The sequence below is a fragment of the Kitasatospora sp. NPDC051984 genome (assembly GCF_044593455.1).
Classification (GTDB): domain Bacteria; phylum Actinomycetota; class Actinomycetes; order Streptomycetales; family Streptomycetaceae; genus Kitasatospora.
Map to the genome: position 1 here is coordinate 165,031 of NZ_JBIUCB010000014.1, position 25,950 is coordinate 190,980.

Here is a 25,950-nt window from a genome sequence, read left to right on the forward strand (position 1 = left end):
GCGGTGTGTCAGCGGGAGTTCAGCCCATCTCTTCCAGTGCCTTGCCCTTGGTCTCCTTGATGCAGAAGGCCACGAACGGGATCGACAGCAGGGCGAAGCAGGCGTAGATCACGTACGTCGCGGACAGGTTCCAGTCCGAGAGGGTCGGGAAGGAGACGGTGATCGCCCAGTTGGCGATCCACTGCGCGGACGCGGCGACCGACAGGGCGAGCGCCCGGATGGTGTTCGGGAACATCTCGCCGAGCAGCACCCACACCACCACGCCCCAGGAGAACGCGAAGCAGAACACGAAGACGTGCGCGGCGACCAGCGCGGTCGTCGCGTACGTGTTCGCCAGGGTGGCGGTGTCGCCGGTGCCGTGCCGGTAGGAGAACGCCCAGGCGGCCAGCCCGAGCGAGAGCGCCATGCCCGTGGAGCCGGCCAGCGCCAGCGGCTTGCGGCCGATCCGGTCGACCAGCGCCATCGCGACCACCGTGCCGATGACGTTGACGATCGAGGTGGACAGCGAGATCAGCAGCGAGTTGGACTCGTTGATGCCGACCGACTGCCACAGGAACGACGAGTAGTAGAAGATCACGTTGATGCCGACGAACTGCTGGAACGCCGAGGCGCCGATGCCGACCCAGACGATCGGCAGCAGCCCGAAGCGCCCGCCGAGCAGGTCGGTGAGCCGCGGCTTGCGGCGGGTGTCCAGCACCCGGCGGATCTCCGCGACCCGGGCGTCCAGGTCGGTGTCCTCGCCCTCCACCTCGGCCAGCACCTTGCGGGCCTGATCCTCGCGCCCGTCGGCGATCAGGTAGCGCGGCGACTCCGGGATGGACAGCGCCATCAGGCCGTACACCAGGGCGGGCACGGCCTCCACGCCGAGCATCCACTGCCAGGCCTGGATGCCGGCCAGATGGTTGGTGGACTCGCCGCCTGCGGCCTGGTTGAGCGCCCAGTTGGCGAGCTGCGAGACGGTGATGCCGAGCACGATCGCCATCTGCTGGAACGAGGCCAGCCGGCCCCGGTACGCGGTCGGCGCGACCTCCGCGATGTAGGTCGGGGCGATCACCGAGGCGATGCCGATCGCGATGCCGCCGAGCACGCGCCACACCCCCAGCACCTCGATGGTGGGCGGGAACATCGACCCGATGCCGCTGATCGCGAACAGTGTCGCGGCCAGCAGCATGGTCCGCACCCGGCCCATGTGGTCGGCCAGCCACCCGGCGACCACCGCGCCGGCCGCCGAGCCCAGCAGCGCGATCGCCACCACGAACGCGGTCTCGCCGTTGCCGACGCCGAAGTGCTTCTGGATGCCGGTGACCGCGCCGTTGATCACCGCACTGTCGTAGCCGAACAGGAAGCCGCCCATCGCGGCGGCGGCGGAGATGAACACCACATGGCCGAGGTGCTCGTCCCGGACGGCGGAGGAGTGGGTAGCCAGTGCTCTTCTCCCTACGTGACGATCCGTCCGGTCGGGGCGGATCTATCCGGAGGTAAATTCGACCAGCGGCTACCCCGTGGCGCGGCTTCGACACGCCCGGAACCAATGAGCTGTCAGTCCGACGAAGGGCCGAGCGCGGGACGGCGGGTGCGCCGCCGCAGCAGCTGCGCCCGGGCCGCCGCGTCCTGCGGGTTGCCGGTCGCCGCGTGGCGTTCGGCCAGCCGTTCGGCGATCTCCAACTGGAGCTCCACCGGCTTCTTGTCGTCGTACTTGAACTTCGCCCGCACCCGGCGCACCGTCAGCCGCAGCCCGCGCAGGCCGGTCAGCTGCGGGCCGTACGGCGCCGCGCCGACGGTCACCCGGTCCTCGTGGTTCTCGGGCTGGAAGTGCGCCAGCTGCCGGTTGAGGATCTCCGCCTTGCCCGCCGGGTCGTCCACGATCTCGGCGGTGCAGGAGAACTGCACCGAGGCGTAGTAGCTGGTCGGCGTGTACGGCGCGTCGCGCCAGCGGCCCGGCGCGAACGCGTAGTCGTCGGTGACCGCCAGCGTGACGTGCGGGTCGGCGCGCACCGCCGCGAACAGCGGGTTGGGGGCGGCCAGGTGCAGCAGGATCTCGCCCGCTTCGGCGTCCAGCAGGAAGTGGGTGGGGACCAGGACCGGGCCGTCGGGGCCGTTGGCGGCCAGCGTGCCGAAGTCCCGCCCGGCGGCCAGCCACTCCTGCCACTCCCGGTCGGTGCCCCGGTCCCAGCCGCGGATCAGCATGCCGGGCCGGCCAGGTACCCGGGCAGCGGCAGGTCCGAGTGCGGGGAGGCCACCGGCGTGCCGTAGACCGGGGCGACGGGCACCACGCCCGCCCAGTACGGCAGGTCGAGGTCCTCCTCGTCGTCGATCACGTCGCCGGTGCGGGTCTTCGCCGAGACCTGGTCCAGCTCCAGCCGGATCACCGCCGTCGCCGCCAGCTCCTTCGGATTGCCCGGCCGGCAGTCGGCGGCGCGGCCCGGTATCGCCTGCTCGACGATCGCGTCCAGCGCGATCCGCAGCTCCTCGGGGTCGGTGACCTGGTGCGCGGTGCCGTGCGCCACCACCGAGCGGTAGTTGACGGAGTGGTTGAACGCCGACTTCGCCAGCACCAGGCCGTCCAGGTGCGTCACCGTCACGCACACCGCCAGGCCCTGCTCGCCGCGCGCGCCGCGCAGCGGGCGGCTGCCGGTGGAGCCGTGGATGTACAGCCGCTCGCCGACCCGCGCGTACAGCGTGGGCAGCACCACCGGCGCGCCGTCCCGGACGAAGCCCAGGTGGCACAGGTATCCGGCGTCCAGGACGGCGTGCACCGCGTCCCGGTCCCAGTCGGCCCGCTCCTTGTCCCGGGTGGGGGTGGTGAGAGGGTTCCGGGCGTAGGTGTCCTTGGGCGTGTCCGGCATGACAACCTCAATGTACTAGTGCATACTCACGTTTGTGCTAGGAGAATATCGGATCACCGGTCGGCGGGCCAGCGATATCGCCGCCGACGTCGAACGCGCCGTCGCCGAAGGCCAGTTGGCACCCGGAGCCGCCCTGCCGCCGCTGCGCGACCTGGCCGGCGAGCTCGGCGTCAACCCCAACACGGTGGCCGCCGCCTACCGCCTGCTGCGCGAACGCGGCGTCATCGAGACCGCCGGCCGGCGCGGCAGCCGGATCCGACCCCGGCCCGCCACCACCCCCCGCGACGAGGCCCGGCTGCCCGTCCCGCCCGGCGCCCGCGACCTGTCGGCCGGCAACCCCGACCCCGCGCTGCTGCCCCCGCTCGGCCCCGCCCTCGCCGCCGCCGCGGCCGGCCCCACCGTCCTGTACGGCGAACCCGTCGCCGAACCCGAACTCCTCGACGGCTTCCGCGCCGAATTCCGCGCCGACGGCGCCCCCGACGGCGAACTCGCCGTCTGCTCCGGCGCGTTGGACAGCATCGGCCGCGTCCTCGCCGCCACCCTGCGCACCGGCGACACCGTCGCCGTCGAGGACCCGGGCTGGGGCAGCGTCCTCGACCTCGTCCCCGCCCTCGGCCTGCGCACCGCCGGCGTCCCCGTCGACGACGAAGGCCCGCTCCCCGACGCCGTCGCCGCCGCACTCGACGCCGGCGCCCGCGCCCTCGTCGTCACCAGCCGCGCCCAGAACCCCACCGGCGCCGCCCTCACCCCCGCCCGCGCCGCCGCGCTGCGCACCGTCCTCGCCGCCCGCCCGCACACCGTGCTGATCGAGGACGACCACGGCCACGGCATGGTCGACCAGCCCTTCCAGTCGCTCGCCTCCGACGGCCGCGGCGGCACCACCGTCACCCACCGGGCACTGATCCGCTCCGCCGCCAAGGCACTCGGCCCCGACCTGCGGGTCGCCGTCCTCACCGGCGACGCCGACACCGTCGCCCGGGTCCTCGGCCGCCAGCGCCTGGACGCCGGCTGGGTCAGCCACCTGCTGCAACGCGCCGTCGTCGAACTGCGCCGCACCGACGCCGCCCCCGCCGCCGCCTACCGGGCCCGGCGCGACGCGCTGCTCACCGCGCTCGCCGCGTACGGCGTCCGCGCCCACGGCAAGAGCGGCGTCAACGTCTGGGTGCCCGTCCCCGACGAGACCGCCGTCTCCGCGGCCCTGCTGCACCGCGGCTGGGTGGTCGCCCCCGGCTCCCGCTTCCGCCTCGGCTCCCCGCCCGCGATCCGGATCGGCATCGCCGCCCTCGCCCCCGCCGAGGCCCCCGCCCTGGCCGCCGCCATCGCCGACGCGCTGCGCGGCCCGGCCCACGGATCGCGGGTGACCTGATGCGGATCGAGCTCCGGAGGCTGCGCGCCGGGCTCGCCGAGGTGGCGACCCCGCACGGCCCGGCCGTCGCCCGCTGGCGCGGCGGCCCGGCCGACCCGCCCGGGCCGTACTTCGTGGAGTGGACGATCGACGAGGAGCACGCCGCGGTCCGCCCCGCCGCCGGGCCCGGTCCCGAGGTCCGGATGGACGGCGAACTGCTCGTGCTGGTGGGCGAGTTCGACGGCGAGGCGGCGCTGCGGATCGGCGACAGCCTGGTCCTGCTGGATCTGCCCGGCCACCCTCCCGGCCCGCTGGAGCTCGCCGTCCCGCGCGAGTACGCCGAGCTGTACCCGTACACCGTGTGACGAAGCCCCCGTTCGAGGACGGGGGCTCCACCCGCACCGGAAGGCGTCAGCCCTTGGCCAGCAGGGCCTGGGCGTGTTCGCGGACCTGGTCGCGGGAGAGGTAGGCGTCGGTGTACTCGAAGTCGCGCAGCCGGGCGGGCTGGCGGGCCAGGAAGCCGGTGCGGACGAAGTCGTCGCCGGCGGTGGCGTTCAGCAGCCAGTTCGCGCTGGTGCGGTACTTCGCGCTGTTGGTGCGCATCGCCATCACGTGGTAGCCGCGCGCCACCAACTGGGCGGGCAGGCCGTGCAGTTCGACACCCAGTGGCTTGGACACCGCGTCCTTGCCGCCGAGGTCCACCACCAGGCCCAGGTCCTTGTGGAAGTACGGCTGGAGTGGCTGGTTGCGCAGCGCCGCCACCAGGTTGTCCGCGAGCTGCCGGCCCTGCCGCGCCGAGTGCTGCGCGGTCGGCGGGCACACCGCGCCGTCGCCCTTGGCGAGGTCCGGTACCGCGGCGGCGTCACCGAGCGCGAACATGCCCTCGAACTGCGGCACCCGCATCTCAGCCGTCACCGCCAGGCGCCCGCGCACCGTCTCCGCGTCCAGCGTGCCGATCAGCGGCGACGCGGCCACGCCCGCCGTCCAGATCAGCGTCCGGCACGGCAGGGTGCGGCCGTCGGTGAACTTCACCGTCTCCGCGCCGACCTCCGCGACCGACACACCCAGTGAGACGTCCACGCCGCGGCGGGTGAGGATCTCCATCGCGGTCTGGCCGAGCTTGTCGCCCAGCTCCGGCATCAGCCTCGGCGCGATGTCGATCAGATGCCACTTGATCAGGTCCGGGTCCAGCCGCGGGTAGCGCTTGATGGCCGCCGTGGTCAGCCGCTGCAGGCAGGCCGCCGTCTCGGTGCCCGCGTACCCGCCGCCGACCACCACGAACTGCAGGCGCGAGGCCCGCTCGTTCTCGTCCATCGACGCGGACGCCAGGTCGAGCTGGGCGATCACGTGGTCGCGGATGTACGTGGCCTCGGCGAGCGTCTTCATGCCGCGCGCGTAGTCCGGCAGGCCGGGGATGTCGAAGGTCCGGGTGACGCTGCCCGGCGACAGCACCAGGTAGTCGTACTTCTCCGCCACCACCTCGTCGGTGATCTTGCGGACCACCGCCACGCGGGAGCGCGGATCGATGCCGATCGCCCCGCCCGGGACTATGTGGGTGCGCCGCAGTGAGCGCCGCAGCGAGATCGCCACCGACTGCGGGGTCAGCACCCCGGCCGCGACATGCGGCAGCAGCGGCAGGTACAGCTGGTAACTGAACGGCGTGACGAGCGAGATCTCCGCCTCGGAAGGGGCGAGCTTGCGCTCCAGACGACGCGCGCACTCCAGCCCGGCGAAGCCGCCGCCGACGATCAGGATCCGAGGTCGTTCCATCGTTCATCCCCTGGGTTTGCGGGTCCGTGACTGACTAAGGACGACTGTTGGCCACACTCGCACGGGGCAACGGCGGGTGCATCTCCAACCGGTCGCGGCCCCTGCCCGGCCGGAGCCGCCTGTGAGGGCCGCTAGGCTGTCGGGATGCTCTCCGAGGTGACGGCCGTCCGCTACGCGACGCCGCTGCGCGAAGGCGGTTCGATGCCCGGCCTGATCGAGGCCGACGACCGCCGGATGTACGTGCTGAAATGGGTCGGTGCGGCCCAGGGCCGCAAGGCGCTGGTGGCCGAAGTGCTGGCCGGCGAACTGGGCCGCGGGCTCGGCCTGCCGGTGCCGGAACTCGCCCTGGTCGACCTCGACCCGGTGCTCGCCCGCAGCGAGCCCGAGGTGCAGATCCAGGACCAGATGCGGGCCAGCGGCGGCGCCAACCTCGGCATGGCGTTCGTGTCCGGGGCGCTCAACTTCGACCCGCTGTGCTTCGAGACCGACACCGACACCGCCGCCCGGGTGCTCTGGTTCGACGCCCTGATCGGCAACGTCGACCGGTCCTGGCGCAACCCCAACCTGCTGGTCGCCACCGGCGGCCTGCGGCTCATCGACCACGGCGCCAGCCTGATCTTCCACCACAGCTGGTCGCGCGCCGAGGCCTGGCGCCGCAAGCCGTACGACGCCTCCGACCACGCCCTGCGGCACGCCGTCGGCCACCTGCCGAAGGTCGACGCCGAACTCGCCGCCCTCGCCGAGACCGCGCTGCCCGCCGCCGTCGCCGCGATCCCCGACGTGTGGCTCACCGACGAACCCGGCTTCGACACCCCCGACGACGTCCGCGCCGCCTACACCGCGCAGCTCACCGCCCGCCTCGCCGGGCCCCGCGACTGGCTCCCGGAGGTGGACGCCTGATGGACCAGCACCCCAAGGACTACGAGTACGCGCTGATCCGCGCCGTCCCCCGGGTCGAACGCGGCGAGTGCGTCAACATCGGCGTCCTGCTGTACTGCCGCGACTCCGGCTACCTCGGCGCCCGCACCCACCTCGACCAGGGCCGGCTGCTCGCCCTCGACGCCGTCGCCGACGTGGCCGGCGTGCGGCGCGCCCTGCGCGGCATCGAAGCGATCTGCGCGGGCGGCGAAGCCGCCGGACCGGCCGCCGCCGACAGCCCCGGACAGCGCTTCCGCTGGCTCACCGCTCCGCGCAGCGCCGTCGTCCAGCCCGGCCCCGTGCACACCGGCCTGACCACCGACCCGGCCGCGGAACTCCACCACCTGTTCGACCGTCTGGTCCTCTGACCGCCTGCCTCGCTTCCGGACCTCCCGACTACTTGCCTCACTCAATACTTGAGGCACTGAAACGATGGGCGTACCCTGACCGCCATGGGCAGCACCACAGGCACCGGCACCGCCGCACCCACCACCCCCGAACTCATGGAGCAGGTCGCCGCGGTCGGCGCGGCCTACTTCCAGGACTTCGCCGCCGCCGCGGCCCGCCACGGGCTCAACTCCTCGCAGGCCAAAGCACTCAAAGCCGTCCTCGAACCCGTCCCGATGCGCGCCCTCGCCGGACGCCTCGGCTGCGACGCCTCCAACGTCACCGGCATCGTCGACCGCCTCGAAGCACTGGGCCTGGCCCGCCGCGAAGCCGCCGCCGCCGACCGCCGCGTCAAGATCGTCACCATCACCGACGACGGCCGCGCCGTCCTCGACCGGATCCGCGACGACATGACCCGCGCCCGCCACGCCTTCGACAGCCTCGACGCCGAGCAACGCACCGCCCTGTCCCGGCTCTGCCAACAGGTCCTGCCCCTGCTGCGCCCCTGACTGTCCGTCGCATGCCCTACGCTCACCGGATGCACCAGGCGAACGGATGGACCTCCACCGGCCTTCGCTGGCACGACGGCGCACCCCGCCTCACCGCCACCGACGGCCGCACCAGCCACACCCGGCCGCTCACCGACGGCCTCCCCGTCGCCTGGCGGATCGCCGGCCCCCGCCAATGCACCGGCGCCACCACCGCCCGCGGCCACCGCCCGTGCCCGCACCACGCGCACATCGAACCCGACGGCACCACCACCCAGTGCCCCAGCTGCCAGAGCGCCGACCGCGGCCTGCAACTCGCCCGCGACCGCATCCTCGACGACGGCCGCACCTATCGGCTCTACCTCGCCTGGTTCGGCCCCGGCCTGCTCAAGATCGGCCTCACCGCCGAAGAACGCGGCACCGTCCGGCTGCTCGAACAGGCCGCCCTCACCTGGACGTTCCTCGCCCGCGGACCGCTGCCCGCCGTCCGCCGCGCCGAACTCGCCGTCGCCCACGCCAAACTGGCCCGCGAACGGATCCCCGCCGCCGCCAAGTACCCCGCCTGGTGGACGCTGCCCACCCCCGCCGACCGGCACGCCGAACTCACCGCCGGCCGCACCCGCGCCCACCAACTCCTGGCCGAGCACCCCGTCACCCTGCTGCCCGACCACCCCGTCACCGACCAGGTCGAGCTGTACGGCCTCGCCGCCGGCGCCCCCGAGCAGTACCAGCAGGTCAAAGCACTCAGCGACGGCGCCCGCCTGACCGGACGACTGCGCCGCCCGATCGGCGGCCACCTCTTCCTCGACCCGCCGGCCGGCCCCCCGCTGCTCCTCGACACCCGCCTGCTCACCGGCTGGACCCTGCACGCCGAGGCCGCCGACAGCTGCGACGGCCTCACCCTGCTGCCCCGGGCCCGCCCCGCCGCCGAGCAGGACACGCTGTTCTGACGTCAGCTCTTCTTTCGGGCCTCCTGCTTGCCCCGGGCGCCCACCGCCGCCAAGGACATGTCCTGCGCCTGCGACTTCAGGTTCTTGTAGCCGTACCCCCGGTTCGTCAGCCACAGCTCCGCCGCCGTCTCGGCCCGCACGGAGGCCGCCACGATGTCCTCCTCCGCCTCCCCGTACTCCAGGAACCGGAAGGTGAAGAACGGACGCGCCGACAGGTCGTACGTCAGATGCCCCTCGTCGGTGAACTTCGCCTGCAGCACGTCGTGTTCGGCCGCCGCGGCGGTCAGCTCGGCGTGCTGCTCGGGCGTGAGGGCGTCGAAGGAACCGCGCACCATGATCCGGAACGTACGAGTCGTCATGGCGGGACCCTAACCCGCCCGGCCTGTCCCGATCACCCCATTTCCGCCCGGCCGGTGTTCGAGAAGGCCGCCCGCAGCGGCTCCGGCAGCGGGCCGTGGTGGGCGACGGTCAGCCGGCGGGTGGCCCGGGTCAGCGCCACGTACAGGTCGTGGCCGCCGCGCGGGGACTGCGCCAGGATCGCCGCCGGATCGGCCACCACCACTGCGTCGAACTCAAGTCCCTTGCACTGCACGGCAGTCAGCGCCCCCAGATGCGCCAGCTCGGCCAGCCGCCGGTCCGGCACCACCAGACCCGTGGTGCCCGGCCCGTCCAGCGCCAGCAGGGCCGGCAGCTGAGCCCGGTAGTCCTCGACCGGCACGGCCCGCGGCGCCTCGCCGTCCGCCCGCACCGACTCCGGGGCCCGCGCCGCCGGATCGACCGCCGCCAGCATCGCCGCGGCCACCGCCATGATCGGGGCCGGGGTGCGGTAGTTGACGTTCAACCGCTCCTCCCGCCAGCGGGTGCCCAGGTAGCGGCCCAGCATCTGCTGCCAGTCGTGCGCGCCCGCCGCCGAGGAGGTCTGGGCCAGATCGCCGACCACCGTCAGCGAACGGGTCGGGAGCCGCCGCATCACCATCCGCCAGGCCAGCGCCGACAACTCCTGCGCCTCGTCCACCACCACATGACCGAACGTCCACTCCCGGTCCGCCGCGGCGCGCTCCGCCGTCGAGCGGTACCGCCCCGCGTCGGCATGCCGCTCGGCCAGTGCCATCGCGTCCAACTCGCCCTCCTGATCGGTCACTTGCAGCACTCCGCGGGCGTACGCCTCGGCGTCGGCCCGGGCCCGGCCCTGCTCGGTGGCGACCCGGCGCCGCTCCGCGCCGTCGCTGCCGAGCAGTTCGGCGGCCTCGTCCAGCAGCGGGACGTCCTCCACCGCCCACGGCGCGCCGGGCGCCCGGCGCAGGGCGGTGCGCTCGGCGGGGGAGAGGGACGGGGCGAGGCGCTCCGGGTCGGCGAGCAGCGACTCGACCAGCCGGTGCGGGGTCAGCAGTGGCCACAGCGCGTCCAGGGCGGCCCGCACCTCCGGCTCGGCCCACAGTTCGCCGGGCGCGTACCGGGCCTCCTCCTCGTCCCACGGGCGGCCGATCGCGTCGGCGCGGGTGCGGGCCAGGCTGTGCAGGGAGGCGCGCAGGAACTCGGCGCGGGCCGCGTTGTGCGGCAGCCGCAGGCCGCGGGCGCGCTCCCGGGCCGCGGCCAGCAGCCGGCGGGGGAGCGGCAGGTCGAGCGCCTCGATCCGGCCGTCCCCGGCGGGCAGCCGCTGGTGCAGGCGCACCGCCTCGGCGAGGACGTCCGCCATCTTTAGCGAACCCTTCAGAAAAGCGGTTTCCGGTTGGTCCGCGTCAACCGCGCGCACCCCCGGGAACAGCTCGCCGAGGGTGCGCAGCAGCACCTCCGTCTCACCGAGCGAGGGCAGCACCTGCTCGATGTAGCGCAGGAACGCCCGGTTCGGGCCGATCACCAGCACGCCGCGCCGCTCCAGCACCTCCCGGTGGGTGTACAGCAGGTACGCGGCCCGGTGCAGCGCGGCCACCGTCTTGCCGGTGCCGGGACCGCCGTGCACCACCACCGCGCCGTGCAGCCCCGAGCGGATCACCCGGTCCTGCTCGGCCTGGATGGTCGCCACCACCTCGCGCATCCGCCCCGTCCGGGCCCGGCGCAGCTCGGCCAGCAGCGCCGCCTCGCCGACCAGGGTGCGCCGGCCGTCGTCCCCGAGCGCGTCCAGGTCGAACGCCTCGTCGTCCAGGCCGACCACCTCCCGCCGGTGGGTGCGCAGATGACGGCGGCGCAGCAGGCCGGCCGGGTCGGCGGCGCTCGCGGTGTAGAACGGGCGGGCGGCCGGGGCCCGCCAGTCCAGCAGCAGTGGTTCGAACTCCTCGTCCAGCAGGCCGATCCGGCCGAGGTGGCGGACCGTGCCGTCGAGGCCGTCGATCCGGCCGAAGCACAGGCCGCGCTCGACGGCCGTCAGCCGGGCCAGCCGGCGGGTGCGTTCGGCGAGCACCACCTCCTGCTCCAGCCGGGCCTGCCGGGTGCCGCCCGGTCCGGTGTGCTCGGCGCCGGCCTGCTCGAGGGCGGTGCGGGCCTGCTCGCGCAGGATGTCGAGGCGGGCGTACAGCTCCGTCAACCGGCGTTGCTCGGTGCGGAGTTCGGCCGTGAGGACGGCGTCGCTTGCCATCTGTTCGGTCAACGTGATATCCTTGCGTTGAGGAAGTTGTTTAGTCGAGAGTCGATCTGGTGATAACCGGCCATGCTACCCGGCCGTCCGTCCACCCGTACACCGGATGCGCTGCACTACCTCCTGACCTCGACTGTTAGGCTTGCGAAGCGTGAGCGCGAAGCCCAAGATCCCCAATGTCCTGGCCTCCCGGTACGCCTCGGCGACCCTGGCCCAGCTGTGGTCCCCCGAGCACAAGGTGGTCCTCGAGCGCCACCTGTGGCTGGCCGTCCTGAAGGCCCAGCAGGACCTCGGCATCGAGGTGCCGGCCACCGCGATCGCCGACTACGAGCGCGTCGTCGACCAGGTCGACCTGGCGTCCATCGCCGCCCGCGAGAAGGTCACCCGGCACGACGTGAAGGCCCGCATCGAGGAGTTCTCCGAGCTCGCCGGGCACGAGCAGATCCACAAGGGCATGACCTCGCGTGACCTCACCGAGAACGTCGAGCAGCTGCAGATCCGCCAGTCGCTGGAGCACGTCCGCGACCGCACCGTCGCCGTCCTGGTCCGCCTCGGCCGCCTCTCCGCCCAGTACGGCGAGCTCGTGATGGCCGGCCGTTCGCACAACGTCGCCGCCCAGGCCACCACCCTCGGCAAGCGCTTCGCGACCGCCGCGGACGAGGTCCTGGTCGCCTTCGCCCGCCTGGAAGAGCTGATCGCCCGCTACCCGCTGCGCGGCGTCAAGGGCCCCGTCGGCACCTCCCAGGACATGCTCGACCTGCTGGGCGGCGACGCCGACAAGCTTGCCGAGCTGGAGCGCCGGGTCGCCGGCCACCTCGGCTTCGACAACGTCTTCACCTCGGTCGGCCAGGTCTACCCGCGCTCGCTCGACTACGACGTGGTCTCCACCCTGGTCCAGCTCTCCGCCGGCCCGTCCAGCATCGCCAAGACCATCCGCCTGATGGCCGGCCACGAGCTGGTCACCGAGGGCTTCAAGGCCGGCCAGGTCGGCTCCTCGGCGATGCCGCACAAGATGAACACCCGCTCCTGCGAGCGCGTCAACGGCCTCGCCGTCATCCTGCGCGGCTACGCCTCGATGACCGCCGAGCTCGGCGGCGACCAGTGGAACGAGGGCGACGTCTCCTGCTCCGTGGTCCGCCGGGTCGCGCTGCCGGACGCGTTCTTCGCCTTCGACGGCCTGCTGGAGACCTTCCTCACCGTCCTCGACGAGTTCGGCGCCTTCCCCGCCGTCATCGAGGCCGAACTCGACCGCTACCTGCCGTTCCTGGCCACCACCAAGGTCCTGATGGCGGCCGTCCGGGCCGGCGTCGGCCGGGAGACCGCGCACGAGGTCATCAAGGAGCACGCCGTCGCCGCCGCGCTGGCGATGCGCGAGGGCGCCCGCGAGAACACCCTGGTGCCGGCGCTCGCCGCCGACACCCGGATCCCGCTCGACCGCGACGCGATCGACGCACTCCTCGCCGACCGCCTCTCCTTCACCGGCGCCGCCGCCGCCCAGGTCGGCGAACTCGTCCGCCGCATCGAGGCCGTGGCCGCCGCCCACCCGGAGGCCGCCAAGTACGCGCCGGGCGACATTCTCTGACGCTGCCGCCCCGCCGCCTTCGCGAAGCCCCGGAGGGCCCTGCACCCGCAGGTGCTCTTCGGGGCTTCGGCGCGTGCGACGACCGGGCGGCACGCCGCTGACCAGGCCCGCGCACGCCGAACGTGAGTCAGGCGTGAGCGGGGGCTGCGAGCGTGGTGCCCACCGGCGCCGATCGGCGCGGGCCGGCAGAGAAGAGGAGTTCATGAGGGCACGAACGGCGAAGACCGGAGCGGCTGCGCTGCTGCTCGCCGGCGGCATCACGCTGGCGACGGCCTCGCCCAGCGCCGCCTACACGGGACGGGCGACGCACTACCCCGTGGGTCTCGGTGCTTGTGGCCAGTCATCGGTGCCGGGCGACCTGGTGGTGGCACTGAGCCCCGGCGAGTTCGGCAACGGATACTCGACGCCGCACTGTTTCCAGTCGGTCTGGATCCAGCACGGCGGGACGTCGATCGTCGCGACCGTCCTCGACCGCGGGCCCGCCGGCATGCCGCTCCACGACCTCGATCTGTCGCTCGGGGCTTTCGTGGCGCTCGGCGGTGACCCCAAGGGCGGCCCCATCGACGTCAGCTGGGGGTACGTCGAGACCTCACCGGGCCCGGGGCCGACGACGACGCCTCCGGGGCCGGGACCCATCGGCACGACCATGCCGGCTCCCAGTGGCACCACGAAGGCGCCCACGCCCACCGGAACACCGGTCACGCAGAAGCCCGCGCCCACCGGGGTACCGATCAAGCCCCCCGTCTACCCCGACCCGACGACGACGGCACCGCAACAGCCGACCGGAGTGCCGACCCCCGGGCCGACGGGGCCCCACACGATGCCGATTCCCACCGTGACCGCCGTCCTGAAGTAAACGGCCTCGGGCGACGCGCCGTCAGGCCTCCTCGTGGTTCGGATGGATCGGCGGGGAGGTCGGGGAGCAGTACCAGTCGCAGTCGGGCTCGGCGACGGGGTGGGCCGGGGCGAGGGCGTCGGAGCGGATGGTGGTGAAGGCGATCGCGGCGCCGGCGGCGAGCAGCCCCGCGCAGATCAGCATGGACGTCCGGAAAGCGCTGTCCACCTCGGACGGGATCCGGTACGCCTCACCGCTCAGACCGGCCAGTGGCGGGATCGCCGCGACGGCGAACAGGCCCGCGGCGCGGGCGGCCGCGTTGTTCACGCCGGACGCGATGCCCGCGCGGCGGACGTCGACGGCGGCGAGGACGGTCGCGGTGAGCGGGGCGACCAGCAGGGTCATGCCCGCGCCCTGGACGGTCACGGCGGGCAGCACGTCCAGCCAGTAGTTCGCGTTTGGGCCGATCCGCAGCATCAGCAGCACGCCGCACGCCACCAGCAGCGGGCCCGCGGTGAGCGGGATCCGCGGCCCGACCGCACGGCCGAACTGGCCCGCCCGCCCCGAGAACAGCAGCATCAGCACCGTGATCGGGACCAGCGCCACCCCCGACAGCAGCGGCGTGAACCCGGCGACGATCTGCAACTGCACCGTCAGCAGCAGGAACACCCCACTGAACGCCGCGTACACGCACAGCGTGACCAGGTTGACCACCGTGAACAGCCGGGACCGGAACAGCGACAGCGGCAGCATCGGATTCGCCGAACGGTGCTCGACGAAGATGAACGCGGCCGCCAGCGCCACACCCGCCAGCCCCGCGAGGGCCGCCGCCGGCGTCAGACCGGAACCCGCCTCCGTCAGCGCGTACGTGATCCCCGCCAGGGAGAGCGCCGCGAGCAGCGCACCCAGCACGTCGAACCGGCCCTGCTCGTCCGGGTCGCGGGTCTCCGGGACATGGCGGACCGTCACCGCCACCACGACCGCCGCCAGCGGCAGATTGAGCAGGAAGATCCACCGCCAGCCCGGGCCGTCCACCAGCCAGCCACCGAGGAACGGCCCGACCGCCGCCGCGACGCCGCCGAAACCCGACCACGCGCCCACCGCACCCGCCCGGTCGTCCTCGTGGAACACCGCCTGAAGCATCGCCAGCGAACCGGGCGTCAGCAGCGCGCCACCAATGCCCTGCAACGCCCGGGCCAGGATCAGCACCTCCACCGTCGGCGCCGCCGCGCACCCCGCGGAGGCCAGCGCGAACCAGCACACCCCGATCAGGAACACCCGGCGCCGGCCGAAACGGTCACCGAGCGAACCGCCCAGCAGGATCAGCGCGGCGAGCGTCAGCATGTAGGCGTTGATCGTCCACTGGAGCGAGGCGAGACTCGCCCCCAGATCCTCACCGATCCGCGGCAGCGCGACGTTCACCACCGTGCCGTCCAGCAACGCCATCCCGGACCCGAGCGCCGTCGCCGCGACGACCCACCGCCCACGCCCAGTCCCCAGCCGAATTCCGCCGGCCACACCCGCCGCATCCTCGCTCACGCAACGAATCCTCCGCCAGGACCCGCGCCGGGACCAGCCCACCGCACCCTGCGGGTTGCCGGCCGGCGGGGCGCGGTGGGGGCGGTTGGGGGATGGGGGAGTGCGCTGCGCGCGGCTGGTGGGGCGGAGGGGGATTGCCCTGCGGGCGGCCGTGGGGGGAGGTTGCGGTGTGGGTGGCCGCGGGGGGAGGTTGCGGTGTGGGTGGCCGGGACCAGCCCACCGCGCCCTGCGGGTTGCCGGCCGGCGGGGGCGCGGTGGGGGCGGTTGGGGGATGGGGGAGTGCGCTGTGCGCGGTTGGTGGGGCGGAGGGGGATTGCCCTGCGGGCGGCCGTGGGGGGAGGTTGCGGTGTGGGTGGCCGGGACCAGCCCACCGCGCCCTGCGGGTTGCCGGCTGGCGGGGGCGAAGGCGGGGCGCGGTGCGGGCGGCCGGGGCGGTCGGAGGGAGGACTCGCGGCCGACTCAGGCCTGGTAGGCGAGTGCCTTCCGCAGGTGGTAGTCCGCCACGTCGAGCATCCACTGCCGGTTCGGGAAGTCGCCGTCGGCGATCCGCAGCGGGCCGCCGACCAGGTCCAGGTGCATGACGTACTGGTAGTAGTTCATGCGCCGAGGGTCGAGGTCCGGGTTGCGGAGCGCCTCGTAGTGCGGGCCGAAACGCATCCGCATCCAGCAGTGCTCCACCTCGATGTCGGTGTACATCAGGCCCTCGATGTCGATGAGGACGGGTTCCCCGTCCGGCCCGACGAGCGTGTGTTCCGCGCACAGTTCGCCGTGGACCACGCCGAACTCCGCACGCGGCTCGAGTGCCGCGCGCAGGACGCGGAGCTTCTCCGTCAGCACGGCCTCGCCCTCGGCCGCGCGGACGTCACGGGACACGGCGGTGGCGATGTTCACCAGCGCCCGCTCGAAGTACGCCTGCTCGCAGCTCCCGTCCGGCGGTGCGCCCCCGCCGTCGATCCACGCCACCCGCCCGAAGGCCGGCGCACGGTGGGCGTGCATGCGCCGCAGCATGTCGGAGAGCCGGGCGAGCGTGCGTCGGCCGGCGTCCGGATCGCGTTCCAGCAGGGCCTCCAGCGTTCCGCCGCGGATGTCCTCCGCGACGGCGATGTCGGCCGGGTACAGGTTCTTGCTGCGATCGGCGAGCATCAGCCGCGGCGAACGGGCTCCGACCGCCTCCAGCCGGCGGGTGGCACCCTCGAGGAAGTCGAGACCGGAGGCGTGGGCGAACGGGTTCGACGGGTCGTCGTGGCCGTCCGGGAGCAGCCCGTCCCAGAAGTCCTCGTCAGCGTTCCAGACGTAGACGATCGTGCTCGTGGCGTCGTCCAGCGTGACCCGGTAGACGCCCTTCTTGCTTCCCTTGAGCAGCCGGTCGACTCCGGTGACGCGGCGGTCGGTGCCGAAGACCTCCCGTATCACCGGGGTCAGCGATTCGGCGTCGGCGAACTTTCGCGCAGCAGTCATTCCCGCTCCCCCTCCGGAGTGCCCGCATCGATCCGCGGCCGGCTGTCTTCTGCCGCCGTGGGCACAGACGCACCAGCATAGAGATCTCCTGCTCGGGCAGGCGGAGGGCCATGGACAGGGTCAGGGGAGCAGCGACCCGCGGCGCCACGCGCGGGCCGTCGCGGGGGTGACGATGCCGAGGTCGGTGAAGAAGTCGAGGGCCTTGCGGGACCAGTCGATGCGGGCCTGGCGCCAGTGCGGGTTGGTGGCGGCGGCGCGGCGGGCCTCGGTGGGGTCGAGGCCGGCGAGGGTGTAGACGCGGGGGTGGACGATCTCGGCGACGGACTGGCGGGCCAGGGTCGCGAGGGCACGGCGGAAGACGGCGCGGCGGGCGGGGTGCATCCGGGCCCAGCGGCGTTCGAGTTCGGGCTTGGCGTAGCCGATGTGCCGGGCTTCCTCGACGACGTGTATGCGGGCGACCGAGCGGGCCAGCGGCTGCAGGCTCTCGTCGCGGATCATCTCCCGCTGCATCGCGTCCGTGAACTCCTCGACGAAGATCGCCCCGGCGAAGGTCATCGTGGTGTCGTTGAGCAGGAAGTGCAGCCGCCCGAGCCGGTCCGCGCGCCTGGTGGGGCGGGCGGACGGGTAGCCGGTCGCGGTGATGTAGCGGGCGAACATGGTGGAGTGCCGGCACTCGTCGGCGACCTCGGTCAGCGCGTACTGGGCGTGGCCGGTGGTCAGGTCGTTCTCGTAGACGTGCCGGATCAGACCTTCCATCAGGACCAGTTCGAACCAGATGCCGGCCGCCGTGGTGGACGCGAACTGGTGGACGCTCAGCTGCGCCCGCTGCCGTTCGTCGAGGCGTTCCCAGAGCGGGGTGCCGTACAGGGCGACGCGGTGGGCGGGCAGCGCGTAGTGGTCGGGGTCGACGGGGGCGGTCCAGTCGATCTCGGTGAGCGGGTCGAAGGAGTGCTTGGCGGAGGCGCGCAGCAGGCGGGCGGCGTTGAGTTCGCGGTCGGCGTTGCGCTGCTGGGCGATGGTTCCGGTGGGGGCCGTGGTGTCGGGCATGGGCGGGCTCCGGAGGTCGCGGGGGCAGGGGCTCCAGGAGGAGTAAACCAATGAGACAGAGTGTCAACAAGGGTTTCGCGCAGATCACCGGCGCCCCGGCCGTCCATTCGTGCCCTCGCTGCCGCCGCTGCCGTCGCTGTCGTCGCTGTCGTCGCTGCCGTCCGGCTGCGGCCCGCATGCGACCCCCTGCGGCCCCGCGCAGACTGGCCGCATGGATCCGGTCACCGCCCTGGAACGCATCGCCTTCCTGCTGGAACGTGAACTCGCCTCCCCGTACCGGGTCAAGGCGTTCCGCACCGCCGCCGAAGCCGCCACCGGGCTGCCCGCCGGGCCGGTCGACGTCGCCACCGCCGAGCGCCTCCCGGGCGTCGGGCCCGTCACCGCCCGGGTGATCGCCGACGCGACGGCGGGACGCACCCCGCAGTACCTGCTGGAGGCCGAGGCCCGGGCCGCCGCCGGGCCCGCGCCGTCCACGGCCGGGCTCCGGCTGCGCGAGAAGATCCAGGGCGACTGCCACCTGCACTCGGACTGGTCCGACGGAGGCGCCCCGATCGAACTGATGGCGCGCACCGCCCGCGACCTCGGCCACCGCTGGGCCGTGCTCACCGACCACTCGCCGCGCCTGACGGTCGCCAACGGTCTGAGCGCCGAGCGGCTGCGCGAACAGCTCGACGTGATCGAGGACCTGAACGGCCGGCTCACCCCGTTCCGGCTGCTCTCCGGCATCGAGTGCGACATCCTCGACGACGGCTCGCTCGACCAGGACGAGGAACTGCTCGGCCGGCTGGACGTGGTGGTCGCCTCGGTGCACTCCAAGCTGCGGATGGACAGCGCCGCGATGACCCGTCGGATGCTGGCGGCCGTCCGCAACCCGCTGGTCGACGTGCTCGGCCACTGCACCGGGCGGCGGCTCGGCGGAAAGCCGCGCCCGCAGTCCGAGTTCGACGCGGAGGCGGTCTTCACCGCCTGCCGGGAGCACGACACCGCCGTGGAGATCAACTGCCGCCCCGACCGCCAGGACCCGCCGGACGACCTGCTGACCCTCGCCGCCGACCTCGGCTGCCTGTTCACCATCGACACCGACGCGCACGCCCCCGGCCAGCTCGACTGGCAGATCACCGGCTGCGAACGCGCCGCCGCGCTGGGCCTGGACGCCGAGCGGATCCTCACCGCCTGGTCGGTCGACCACCTGCTGGCCTGGACCGCGGCCCGCTGATCGGGTTGTCGGACTCCGGCGCTACCCTGCCCGGATGACTGATGATCAGCTTCAGGTGGGGACCGACAGCAGGATCCGGCCGTTGGCGTTCCACGCCGCGCCCGGCACGGAGGACTGGCGGGTCCTGGGCGAGGGGGCGTGCACGTTCTTCCGCACCGGCTCCTTCGCCGACGGCGCCCGGCTGGTGGCCGCGATCGCCACCGCCGTGGACGGCTTCGGCGCGCCGGACATCGACCTGCGGCCCGAGGGCGTCACCGTCCGGCTGATCGCCGCCACCGACGAGCTCTACGGGCTGACGGAGCGCCACATCGAGCTGGCCCGACGGATCTCCGCGGCCGCCCGCGCGTTCGGCGCGGTCGCCGAACCGCACGCGGTGCAGACCGTGCAGGTCACCCTGGACGCCCTCGAAATGCCCACCGTGGTCGCCTTCTGGCGCGCGCTGCTCGGCTACCGCGACCGGGCCGGCAGCCCCGAGGACCTGATCGACCCGGCCCGCCGCGGCGCGCCGTTCTACTTCCAGCAGATGGACGAGCCCCGGCCGCAGCGCAACCGGGTGCACGTGGACGTGTGGGTGCCGTACGACGTCGCGGAGCAGCGGGTCGCCGCCGCGATCGCCGCCGGCGGCCGGGTGGTGACGGACGAGCACGCCCCGGCCCTGTGGGTGCTGGCCGACCCCGAGGGCAACGAGGCCTGCGTCGGCGCGGCCGGCGCGGCGGGCTGACGCCGGTCCGGTCAGGACGTTTGGACCAGGCGGCCGCGGAGGCTCTCCAGGGTCTCGTCCTTGAGGCCGAGGGCGGCCCGGGCGTAGCTCTCCGGGTCGCCCCAGTGGTCGGCGAGGGTGTCCAGGGAGGCGGCCAGGTACTCGGCGCGGACCGAGAGGATCGCGTCGGCGATCTCCGGGTCGCCGCCCCCGGCGAGGAAACGTTCCAGCACGGGGGCGTACCGGACGTGCACCGCAGGATCGACCGACAGGTACTCGGTGCGGACGGTCTCCTCGTCCGCGCCGAGCAGCAGCAGGATCAGCGCGGCGCCCCAGCCGGTACGGTCCTTGCCCGCCGTGCAGTGGAACAGCACCGGGCCGCCGCCCTGGTGCGCGAGGGCGGTGAGCAGCTGCTTGTACGCGTGCCGGGCGGCGGCGGAGGTGACGAAGGCGCGGTAGTCCTCGGTCAGGGCGAGCGCGGCACGGCCGCCGCCGAGGGTGCGGTTGGCGCCGGCCGGGTCCTCCAGCGCGGCGGTCAGCGCGGTCGCCACGCCGTTGCCCGCCCGGTCGGCGAGCACATCGGCGACCAGCAGGTGCGCCCCGCCGGGCACCCGGTCCGGGTAGGCGGTGCGCTCGGCGCCGCTGCGCAGGTCGATCACGGTGCGCACGCCGAGCGCCTCGAACATCGGGTCGCCGGACGGGTCGAGCCGGTCCAACTGGCCGGAGCGCAGCGCGAGTCCGGAGCGGACCCGGGCGCCGCCGGGCAGGTCGATGCCGCCGAGATCGCGCAGGTTGGCGACGGTGGCGGAGTCAACGATGTGCGAGTGCTGCATGGCGACCTCCCTGCCGGCGGACCTGCGGTGGCGGGGCCCGACGGCATCGCGAACGTCGCCCTGAGACCGGCCCCGTCAGCACGCTAGGCGGGCCCCGGGCGGGTCGCCCCCGGAGTACCCCCTGCCGGGCGGGACGCTGCATCGAGCGGCGGAGCGCACGCCCCGACCGCGCGCCGTGTGCTGCGCGCGCCCCATTGCCTGACGACGCGTCAGCGGGCAGGGTGGGCAGCGCGGGCCCCGCCGGGGTGGGCGGTGTGCCGGACGCGCGGAGGGACGGGAGCCCCGAATGGCAGCGAAAATCCTGATCATCACCGGCGACGCGGCCGAGTCGCTGGAGGTGTTCTACCCCTACCAGCGGCTGCTGGAGGAGGGGTACGAGGTGCACATTGCCGCGCCCACCCGGAAGACCCTGCAGTTCGTGGTGCACGACTTCGTCGAGGGCTTCGACACCTACACCGAGAAGGCCGGCTACACCTGGCCCGCCGACCTGGCGTTCGACGAGGTGGACCCGGCGCAGTACGTGGCGCTGGTGCTGCCCGGCGGCCGGGCGCCCGAGTACCTGCGCAACAACCCGGAGGTGCAGCGGATCGTCGCGCACTTCGTCGCCGACGACAAGCCGCTCGCGCAGATCTGCCACGGCCCGCTGATCACCCTGCGGACGGGTTCGATGGCCGGCCGCCGCACCGCCGCATACCCGGCGCTGGAGCCGGACGTGGCCGCCGGCGGGGCGAGCTTCGTGGACGGGGACGCGGTGGTGGACGGCACCGTGGTCTCCGCCCGCGCCTGGCCGGACCACCCGGCGTGGATGCGCGCGTTCGTGGAGCTGCTGCGCGAGAAGGCCCCGGTCGAGGAGTAGGCCGGCCTGGACGAGTAGGCCGGGCCTGGACGAGTGGTCCAGGGTCGGGGAGCGGTCCGTCCGGGGCCGGGGAGCGGTCCGTCCGGGCCACGGGGTGTCGCCTTGCCCGGGAGGCGCGGGCGGGCAAGCGTGGGCCCATGGCGACACACCTCGACGACCAGGCCCTGCTCGCGCTGCACGCCCAGGCCCTGGACCACTTCGGCCGGCTGGTCCGCGCCGTGCCCGACGACCGCTGGCAGGCCCCCACCCCGTGCACCGACTGGACGGTCCGTCAGCTGGTCGGGCATCTCACCTACGAACAGCTGTGGGTGCCCGACCTGCTCGACGGAGCGACCGTCGCCGAGGTCGGCGACCGCTACGACGGGGAGATGCTCGGCGACGACCCGGTGGCGGCATGGACGGCCGCCGCCGACGCCGCCCGGGCCGCGTTCGCCGCGCCGGGCGCGCTGCGGCGCACCGTCCACCTCTCCTACGGGCAGCGGCGGGCGGCCGGGTACGCCCGGGAGATGACGGTGGACGCGATCGTGCACGGCTGGGACCTGGCCACCGGGATCGGCGCGGACGCCCGGATGGATCCGGCGGCGGTGAGCTTCGGACTGGCCGAAGTCGCCCCGCACGCAGGCGCGTTGGCGGCCTCGGGCCTGTTCGCGGACGCGGTGCCGGTGGCGGCCGACGCCGATCCGCAGACCAGGCTGCTGGCTCTGGTGGGCCGGGACGCCGCGAACCCGTTCGGGAGCGGCTGATCGTCGAACGGGAGGTGTCAGGGGCGGGGGCGGATGCCGTCCAGGGCGATGGCGAGGACCTTGGCGCGCTGCTTGTCGTCCGGGAAGGCGACGGAGGCGATGCCGGAGACCAGTCGGAGCAGGTCGTCCATGTTCATGTCGGTGCGCACGCTGCCGTCCTGCTGGGCGCGTTCCAGCAGGGGGGTGCCGGCGTCGTACATGGAGCGGCGGCAGGCGAGGAAGACGGCGGACTCCTCGCCCTGGAGGGCCTCGCGGATGGCGCGCTTGGTCATCGCGTAGTCGACGAAGCGGCGCAGCCAGGTGACCAGGGCGTCCCAGGACGGCCGGTCGGCCAGGCCGGTGGCGACCCGGGCGAGGTCCTCGACCTCGTTGGCGTAGACGGCCTCGAAGAGGTGCCGGCGGGTGGGGAAGTTGCGGTACAGGGTGCCGATGCCGACGCCGGCCCGGCGGGCGATGTCCTCCAGGGAGGCGTCGGCGCCGTGTTCGGCGAAGGCCTCACGGGCGGCGGTGAGCAGCGCGTCGAAGTTGCGCGCGGCGTCGGCGCGGCGCGGGCGCCGGGCAGCGAGGAACTCGCCGACGGAGATCGGTTCGGACACGGTGACCTCGTTTCGACACATCCGGATTGAACCGGAGGCTCACCTCCGCTAATCTGGAGGCATGCCTCGACTTTAGCACCGGGGCCCTGGCTTCGGCCTGTCGCCCGTCGGCGACGGGCTCTCCGCAGCACCCGCGCCGCCCCGTGCCGGCGCCCCGTGCCGGCGCCCTGTGCCGGCACCGCTGCCGTCAAACAGGGTTGACCGTACCGGCATCGCGGTCGTCAATCCGAACTGACGGAACGTGCACCGCTGTCGTCAATTCTGTTTGACCGTACCGGCATTGACCCGTCGTCCGTTTCTGCTCCGCACCACCGCCCGTTCGGGCGTCTGCCTGCCAGTTGTGCGCCGTGGCGCGCCGTTGTTCCCGTGCGCCGCGACCCGAGTCCCGAGAGGGTTCGATGAATCGCCAGTCCCACCGCGTCACCTTCGGCGTGCTCGCCGTCGGAGCGGGCGTGTTCGCGCTGCTCCAGTCGCTGATCACGCCGGCCCTGCCGATCGTTCAGGAGGCGATGCACACCTCGCAGTCCACCGTCACCTGGGTGATGACCGCCTACCTGTTGTCCGCGTCCGTGTTCACCCCGATCCTCGGCCGGGTCGGCGACCTGGTGGGCAAGAAGCGCACCCTGGTCGCGGCGCTGGTCGCGCTGCTGACCGGCTGCCTGGTCGCCGCGCTCGCCCCCGACATCACCGTGCTGCTGATCGCGCGCGTCCTCCAGGGCATCGCGGGTGCGCTGTTCCCGCTGTCCTTCGGCATCATTCGCGACGAGTTCCCCGCCGGGCGGGTGCCCACCGGCATCAGCAACCTGTCCGCCGTGATCGCCGTCGGCAGCGGCCTCGGCATGGTGCTGGCCGGCCCGATCGTCGGCGCGCTGGACTACCGCTGGCTGTTCTGGCTCCCCGTCATCGTGGTCGCCGCCACCGTGCTGCTCGCCTGGCGCTACGTCCCCGAGTCGCCGACCCGCAGCGAGGGCGGCGTCGACTGGACCTCCTCCGTGCTGCTCTCCGGCTGGCTGGTGGCGCTGCTGCTGCCGGTCAGTCAGGCCGCCCAGTGGGGCTGGGGATCGGCCCGGGTGCTCGGCCTGCTGGCCGCCGCCGTCGTGCTGTTCGCGCTCTGGGTGCTCAACGAGGCCCGCTCGCGCAACCCGCTGATCGACCTGCGGGTGATGCGGCTGCACGCCGTGTGGACCACCAACACTGCGGCCCTGCTGTTCGGCGGCGGCATGTACGCCGTGTGGGCGTTCCTGCCCGGCTTCGTCCAGACCCCCACGAGCGCGGGCTACGGCTTCGGCTCCACCGTCACCGGCGCCGGCCTGCTGATGCTGCCGATGGTCGGCGCGATGTTCGTCTCCGGCATCCTCGGCGGGCGCCTGGCCGGCCGCTTTCCCGCCAAGGCGCAGCTGGTCACCGGCGCGCTGCTGGGTGCCGTGGCCTGCGCGCTGCTCGCCGCCCGGCACCAGACGCCGGCGGACGTCGCCGTCGCGGCCGGGGTGTTCGGGCTCGGCATCGGCCTGGCGTTCGCCTCGATGAGCAACCTGATCGTGCAGAGCGTCTCGACCGCCCAGACCGGCGCCGCCACCGGCATGAACGCCAACATCCGCACCATCGGCGGCTCGATGGGCGCCGCGCTGATGACCGGCCTGGTCACCGGCCACCTCCAGCCCTCCGGCCGCCCGATGGAGTCCGGCTACACCCACGGCTTCGCGCTGCTCGCGGCGTTCTGCCTGGCCGCGGCGCTCGCCGCACTGCTGGTGCCGTCCCGTCGCACCCGGCCGGTACCCGCGCCGGTGGAGCCCGCGGCCGCCCAGCGGGACACCGAGGTCACCCTCGGCTGAGCCGAGTTGGATGCGCTGAACCCGCCGCCCCGGTGCAGTCTTCGGGGCGGCGGGTGTTCGGCGTGCGGTCAGCAGTCGCGCAACTCCGGGGACTGGTTCAGCAGTTGGGCCCGGATGGAGGTGAACTTCCGGTAGGCGTCGGTGTGTTCGGTGTGCGGGTGGAAGACCGCCAGGCGGTGGCAGTTCTGGAAGGCCAGCTTCACCGAGAAGTGCCGCTCCAGCGCCCCGCGGATCGAGTCGCTGGCCAGTGCGCGCAGCAGCTGGGCGCGTTCGGCGTCGGTCGGGGCGACCGTGTTGTCCGCGAACTCGGCGTCGCTGGTGGCGAGTTCGGCCGTCAGGTCGTTGACCAGCCGGTACGCGTAGGGCAGCGAGGTGCGGACGGTGGCGAGGAAGTCGGCGTCGGCGACCTCGTCGCGCTCGGCCAGGGTGAGCAGGGAGGGGGAGACGTCCAGCGACATGGGGGTGGCCTTTCGGGGGCGGAATGGAATCGGAATGGAAGTGGAAGTCGTTTTCAATAAGTGATCCTGGCAAGCCCCCTGATGCCCTGTCAATTACGCTCCCCCTTTCGGGTCAACCCGCCCCGCCGCGAAGGGCCCGCCGCCCCGATCGGCCCTGGTGGCGGGCCGCATCCCGGCTTCCTAGAGTGAGGAACAGGGCGGACCGTGAGGAGGCCTCCGATGGACGAGCAGGGCAAGGGCGGCGCCACCGACCGCCGCATCCTGGACCGGATCAGCGCCATGGTCGACGCGGAACGGAAACTGCGCGCCGCGCTCTCCGAAGGCCGCATCGACCAGTCCACCGAACAGCGCGAACTCAAGGACCTGGAAGAACAGCTCGACCAGTGCTGGGACCTGCTGCGCCAGCGCCGGGCCCGCACCGACGCCGGCGACGACCCGAACCAGGCCGGCGTCCGCAGCGTCGAGGAGATCGAACGCTACGAGTCGTAGCCGCGGGCTGCCCGGTGTCAGATCGACGCGAGGCGGGTGAGCGGCGCCGTGGGGTCGGGGAGGCCGCAGGCGGCGCGGACGGCGGCGTCGTGGGCGGCCGCGAGGGCGTCGAGGCGGGTCAGGCGGGTGCGGCCCTGGCGGGAGAGGTGGGCGGTGATCCGGCGGCGGTCCTGGTCGTCCTGGCGCCGGTAGACCAGCCCGGCATCCGCGAGGGCGTCCACCAGGCGGCTCAGGCTGGCCTGCGGAATCAACAGCGCCTGCGCCAACTCGCCCATGGATCGGCCCTCGCCGTCCGCGAGCGCCCGCAGCACCCGCCACTGGTCGACCGTGCAGTCCTCCTCGGCGAGCGCCGTCGCCAGCCCTGAGGTGAGCCGGCGGTGGGCGAGCGCCACGAGCTCCACCAGCAGCGGCGGCGAGCCCGCCGGACCGGGCGCGGCGGTGGTGTGCGCGGCAGCGCTCCTCATGGCCATCCGACCCTCCCGTTCCGAGG

General features: G+C 73.5%; 27 protein-coding genes. 14 read left to right on the plus strand and 13 right to left on the minus strand.

What is annotated here, in order from left to right; translation table 11 throughout:
- Positions 1-19: 19 nt before the first annotated feature.
- The 3 genes from ACIHEI_RS25600 to ACIHEI_RS25610 form a co-directional block, all read right to left on the minus strand.
- A complete protein-coding gene (locus ACIHEI_RS25600; RefSeq protein WP_396608220.1) occupies positions 20-1,381 on the minus strand; it encodes a sugar porter family MFS transporter in 1,362 nt (453 codons plus the stop codon).
- A 158-nt stretch (positions 1,382-1,539) separates the two neighbouring features.
- Positions 1,540-2,187: an FMN-binding negative transcriptional regulator gene (locus ACIHEI_RS25605; RefSeq protein WP_387864553.1), complete on the minus strand. Its 648-nt coding sequence runs from the start codon at positions 2,185-2,187 to the stop codon at positions 1,540-1,542.
- Positions 2,181-2,846 (minus strand): pyridoxamine 5'-phosphate oxidase family protein, encoded by a 666-nt coding sequence (locus tag ACIHEI_RS25610; RefSeq protein ID WP_396608221.1) that lies wholly within the window; start codon positions 2,844-2,846, stop codon positions 2,181-2,183. Before ACIHEI_RS25610 ends, ACIHEI_RS25605 begins: the two co-directional genes overlap by 7 nt.
- Before the next feature lie 34 nt (positions 2,847-2,880).
- Here ACIHEI_RS25610 and ACIHEI_RS25615 point away from each other — a divergent pair, with 34 nt between their 5' ends.
- A complete protein-coding gene (locus tag ACIHEI_RS25615; RefSeq protein WP_396608222.1) occupies positions 2,881-4,212 on the plus strand; it encodes an aminotransferase class I/II-fold pyridoxal phosphate-dependent enzyme in 1,332 nt (443 codons plus the stop codon).
- Complete coding sequence (locus ACIHEI_RS25620) at positions 4,212-4,556, plus strand: hypothetical protein (protein ID WP_396608223.1); 345 nt, start codon at positions 4,212-4,214, stop codon at positions 4,554-4,556. The genes ACIHEI_RS25615 and ACIHEI_RS25620 overlap by 1 nt, the downstream gene beginning before the upstream one ends.
- 46 nt (positions 4,557-4,602) lie before the next feature.
- Here ACIHEI_RS25620 and ACIHEI_RS25625 read toward each other — a convergent pair whose 3' ends face one another.
- Positions 4,603-5,961: an NAD(P)/FAD-dependent oxidoreductase gene (locus ACIHEI_RS25625; RefSeq protein WP_392943757.1), complete on the minus strand. Its 1,359-nt coding sequence runs from the start codon at positions 5,959-5,961 to the stop codon at positions 4,603-4,605.
- 144 nt (positions 5,962-6,105) lie between these two features.
- On the opposite strand from ACIHEI_RS25625, the gene ACIHEI_RS25630 reads away from it, so the two are divergent.
- The 4 genes from ACIHEI_RS25630 to ACIHEI_RS25645 all read left to right on the plus strand — a co-directional run bounded on the left by ACIHEI_RS25630 (position 6,106) and on the right by ACIHEI_RS25645 (position 8,704).
- The gene (locus ACIHEI_RS25630) at positions 6,106-6,861 is read left to right on the plus strand and encodes a HipA family kinase (protein ID WP_387633768.1); all 756 of its coding nucleotides are present in this window, start codon (positions 6,106-6,108) and stop codon (positions 6,859-6,861) included.
- A complete protein-coding gene (locus tag ACIHEI_RS25635) occupies positions 6,858-7,247 on the plus strand; it encodes a DUF3037 domain-containing protein (protein WP_387636758.1) in 390 nt (129 codons plus the stop codon). The genes ACIHEI_RS25630 and ACIHEI_RS25635 overlap by 4 nt, the downstream gene beginning before the upstream one ends.
- An 84-nt stretch (positions 7,248-7,331) precedes the next feature.
- A complete protein-coding gene (locus ACIHEI_RS25640) occupies positions 7,332-7,775 on the plus strand; it encodes a MarR family winged helix-turn-helix transcriptional regulator (protein ID WP_387633766.1) in 444 nt (147 codons plus the stop codon).
- Positions 7,776-7,786: 11 nt separating this feature from the next.
- The gene (locus tag ACIHEI_RS25645) at positions 7,787-8,704 is read left to right on the plus strand and encodes a DUF2797 domain-containing protein (protein WP_396608224.1); all 918 of its coding nucleotides are present in this window, start codon (positions 7,787-7,789) and stop codon (positions 8,702-8,704) included.
- A gap of 2 nt (positions 8,705-8,706) precedes the next feature.
- Here the strand turns inward: ACIHEI_RS25645 and ACIHEI_RS25650 are convergent, their stop codons facing one another.
- The gene (locus ACIHEI_RS25650) at positions 8,707-9,063 is read right to left on the minus strand and encodes a DUF6204 family protein (RefSeq protein WP_396608225.1); all 357 of its coding nucleotides are present in this window, start codon (positions 9,061-9,063) and stop codon (positions 8,707-8,709) included.
- 32 nt (positions 9,064-9,095) lie between these two features.
- Entirely contained in the window at positions 9,096-11,288 is a 2,193-nt protein-coding gene (locus ACIHEI_RS25655; RefSeq protein ID WP_396608226.1) for a HelD family protein, read from the minus strand.
- Positions 11,289-11,418: 130 nt separating this feature from the next.
- Between ACIHEI_RS25655 and purB the strand changes: the two genes are divergently transcribed.
- Both purB and ACIHEI_RS25665 read left to right on the plus strand, forming a co-directional pair.
- Positions 11,419-12,858, plus strand: a complete 1,440-nt coding sequence (gene purB / locus ACIHEI_RS25660; protein ID WP_392943750.1) for an adenylosuccinate lyase — start codon at positions 11,419-11,421, stop codon at positions 12,856-12,858.
- A gap of 202 nt (positions 12,859-13,060) precedes the next feature.
- Positions 13,061-13,714 (plus strand): hypothetical protein, encoded by a 654-nt coding sequence (locus ACIHEI_RS25665; protein ID WP_396608227.1) that lies wholly within the window; start codon positions 13,061-13,063, stop codon positions 13,712-13,714.
- Between the two features lie 21 nt (positions 13,715-13,735).
- Here ACIHEI_RS25665 and ACIHEI_RS25670 read toward each other — a convergent pair whose 3' ends face one another.
- The 3 genes from ACIHEI_RS25670 to ACIHEI_RS25680 all read right to left on the minus strand — a co-directional run bounded on the left by ACIHEI_RS25670 (position 13,736) and on the right by ACIHEI_RS25680 (position 17,737).
- Entirely contained in the window at positions 13,736-15,232 is a 1,497-nt protein-coding gene (locus ACIHEI_RS25670; RefSeq protein ID WP_396608228.1) for an MFS transporter, read from the minus strand.
- Between the two features lie 459 nt (positions 15,233-15,691).
- Positions 15,692-16,690 (minus strand): phosphotransferase, encoded by a 999-nt coding sequence (locus tag ACIHEI_RS25675; protein ID WP_396608229.1) that lies wholly within the window; start codon positions 16,688-16,690, stop codon positions 15,692-15,694.
- A gap of 120 nt (positions 16,691-16,810) precedes the next feature.
- Positions 16,811-17,737 (minus strand): diiron oxygenase, encoded by a 927-nt coding sequence (locus tag ACIHEI_RS25680; RefSeq protein WP_396608230.1) that lies wholly within the window; start codon positions 17,735-17,737, stop codon positions 16,811-16,813.
- A gap of 211 nt (positions 17,738-17,948) precedes the next feature.
- On the opposite strand from ACIHEI_RS25680, the gene ACIHEI_RS25685 reads away from it, so the two are divergent.
- The gene (locus tag ACIHEI_RS25685) at positions 17,949-18,953 is read left to right on the plus strand and encodes a PHP domain-containing protein (protein ID WP_392943742.1); all 1,005 of its coding nucleotides are present in this window, start codon (positions 17,949-17,951) and stop codon (positions 18,951-18,953) included.
- Between the two features lie 34 nt (positions 18,954-18,987).
- The gene (locus ACIHEI_RS25690; protein ID WP_387633746.1) at positions 18,988-19,674 is read left to right on the plus strand and encodes a VOC family protein; all 687 of its coding nucleotides are present in this window, start codon (positions 18,988-18,990) and stop codon (positions 19,672-19,674) included.
- A gap of 11 nt (positions 19,675-19,685) precedes the next feature.
- Here ACIHEI_RS25690 and ACIHEI_RS25695 read toward each other — a convergent pair whose 3' ends face one another.
- A complete protein-coding gene (locus ACIHEI_RS25695; RefSeq protein WP_396608231.1) occupies positions 19,686-20,486 on the minus strand; it encodes a tyrosine-protein phosphatase in 801 nt (266 codons plus the stop codon).
- Positions 20,487-20,772: 286 nt separating this feature from the next.
- On the opposite strand from ACIHEI_RS25695, the gene ACIHEI_RS25700 reads away from it, so the two are divergent.
- Together ACIHEI_RS25700 and ACIHEI_RS25705 are read left to right on the plus strand one after the other, a co-directional pair.
- Positions 20,773-21,342 carry a DJ-1/PfpI family protein gene (locus tag ACIHEI_RS25700; RefSeq protein WP_387633742.1) on the plus strand — a complete coding sequence of 190 codons (570 nt, stop codon included), beginning with the start codon at positions 20,773-20,775 and terminating at the stop codon, positions 21,340-21,342.
- A 137-nt stretch (positions 21,343-21,479) separates the two neighbouring features.
- Positions 21,480-22,085, plus strand: a complete 606-nt coding sequence (locus tag ACIHEI_RS25705; protein ID WP_392943734.1) for a TIGR03086 family metal-binding protein — start codon at positions 21,480-21,482, stop codon at positions 22,083-22,085.
- A gap of 17 nt (positions 22,086-22,102) precedes the next feature.
- Here the strand turns inward: ACIHEI_RS25705 and ACIHEI_RS25710 are convergent, their stop codons facing one another.
- The gene (locus ACIHEI_RS25710; RefSeq protein ID WP_396608232.1) at positions 22,103-22,681 is read right to left on the minus strand and encodes a TetR/AcrR family transcriptional regulator; all 579 of its coding nucleotides are present in this window, start codon (positions 22,679-22,681) and stop codon (positions 22,103-22,105) included.
- Between the two features lie 398 nt (positions 22,682-23,079).
- Between ACIHEI_RS25710 and ACIHEI_RS25715 the strand changes: the two genes are divergently transcribed.
- Complete coding sequence (locus ACIHEI_RS25715; RefSeq protein WP_396608233.1) at positions 23,080-24,513, plus strand: MFS transporter; 1,434 nt, start codon at positions 23,080-23,082, stop codon at positions 24,511-24,513.
- A gap of 68 nt (positions 24,514-24,581) precedes the next feature.
- Here the strand turns inward: ACIHEI_RS25715 and ACIHEI_RS25720 are convergent, their stop codons facing one another.
- Positions 24,582-24,971, minus strand: coding sequence for an SCO5389 family protein (locus tag ACIHEI_RS25720; RefSeq protein WP_387633734.1), 390 nt, complete (start codon positions 24,969-24,971; stop codon positions 24,582-24,584).
- A 219-nt stretch (positions 24,972-25,190) separates the two neighbouring features.
- On the opposite strand from ACIHEI_RS25720, the gene ACIHEI_RS25725 reads away from it, so the two are divergent.
- Complete coding sequence (locus ACIHEI_RS25725; protein WP_387633733.1) at positions 25,191-25,460, plus strand: DUF2630 family protein; 270 nt, start codon at positions 25,191-25,193, stop codon at positions 25,458-25,460.
- 17 nt (positions 25,461-25,477) lie between these two features.
- Here ACIHEI_RS25725 and ACIHEI_RS25730 read toward each other — a convergent pair whose 3' ends face one another.
- Positions 25,478-25,930: a MarR family winged helix-turn-helix transcriptional regulator gene (locus ACIHEI_RS25730; RefSeq protein WP_387633731.1), complete on the minus strand. Its 453-nt coding sequence runs from the start codon at positions 25,928-25,930 to the stop codon at positions 25,478-25,480.
- Positions 25,931-25,950: the final 20 nt, after the last annotated feature.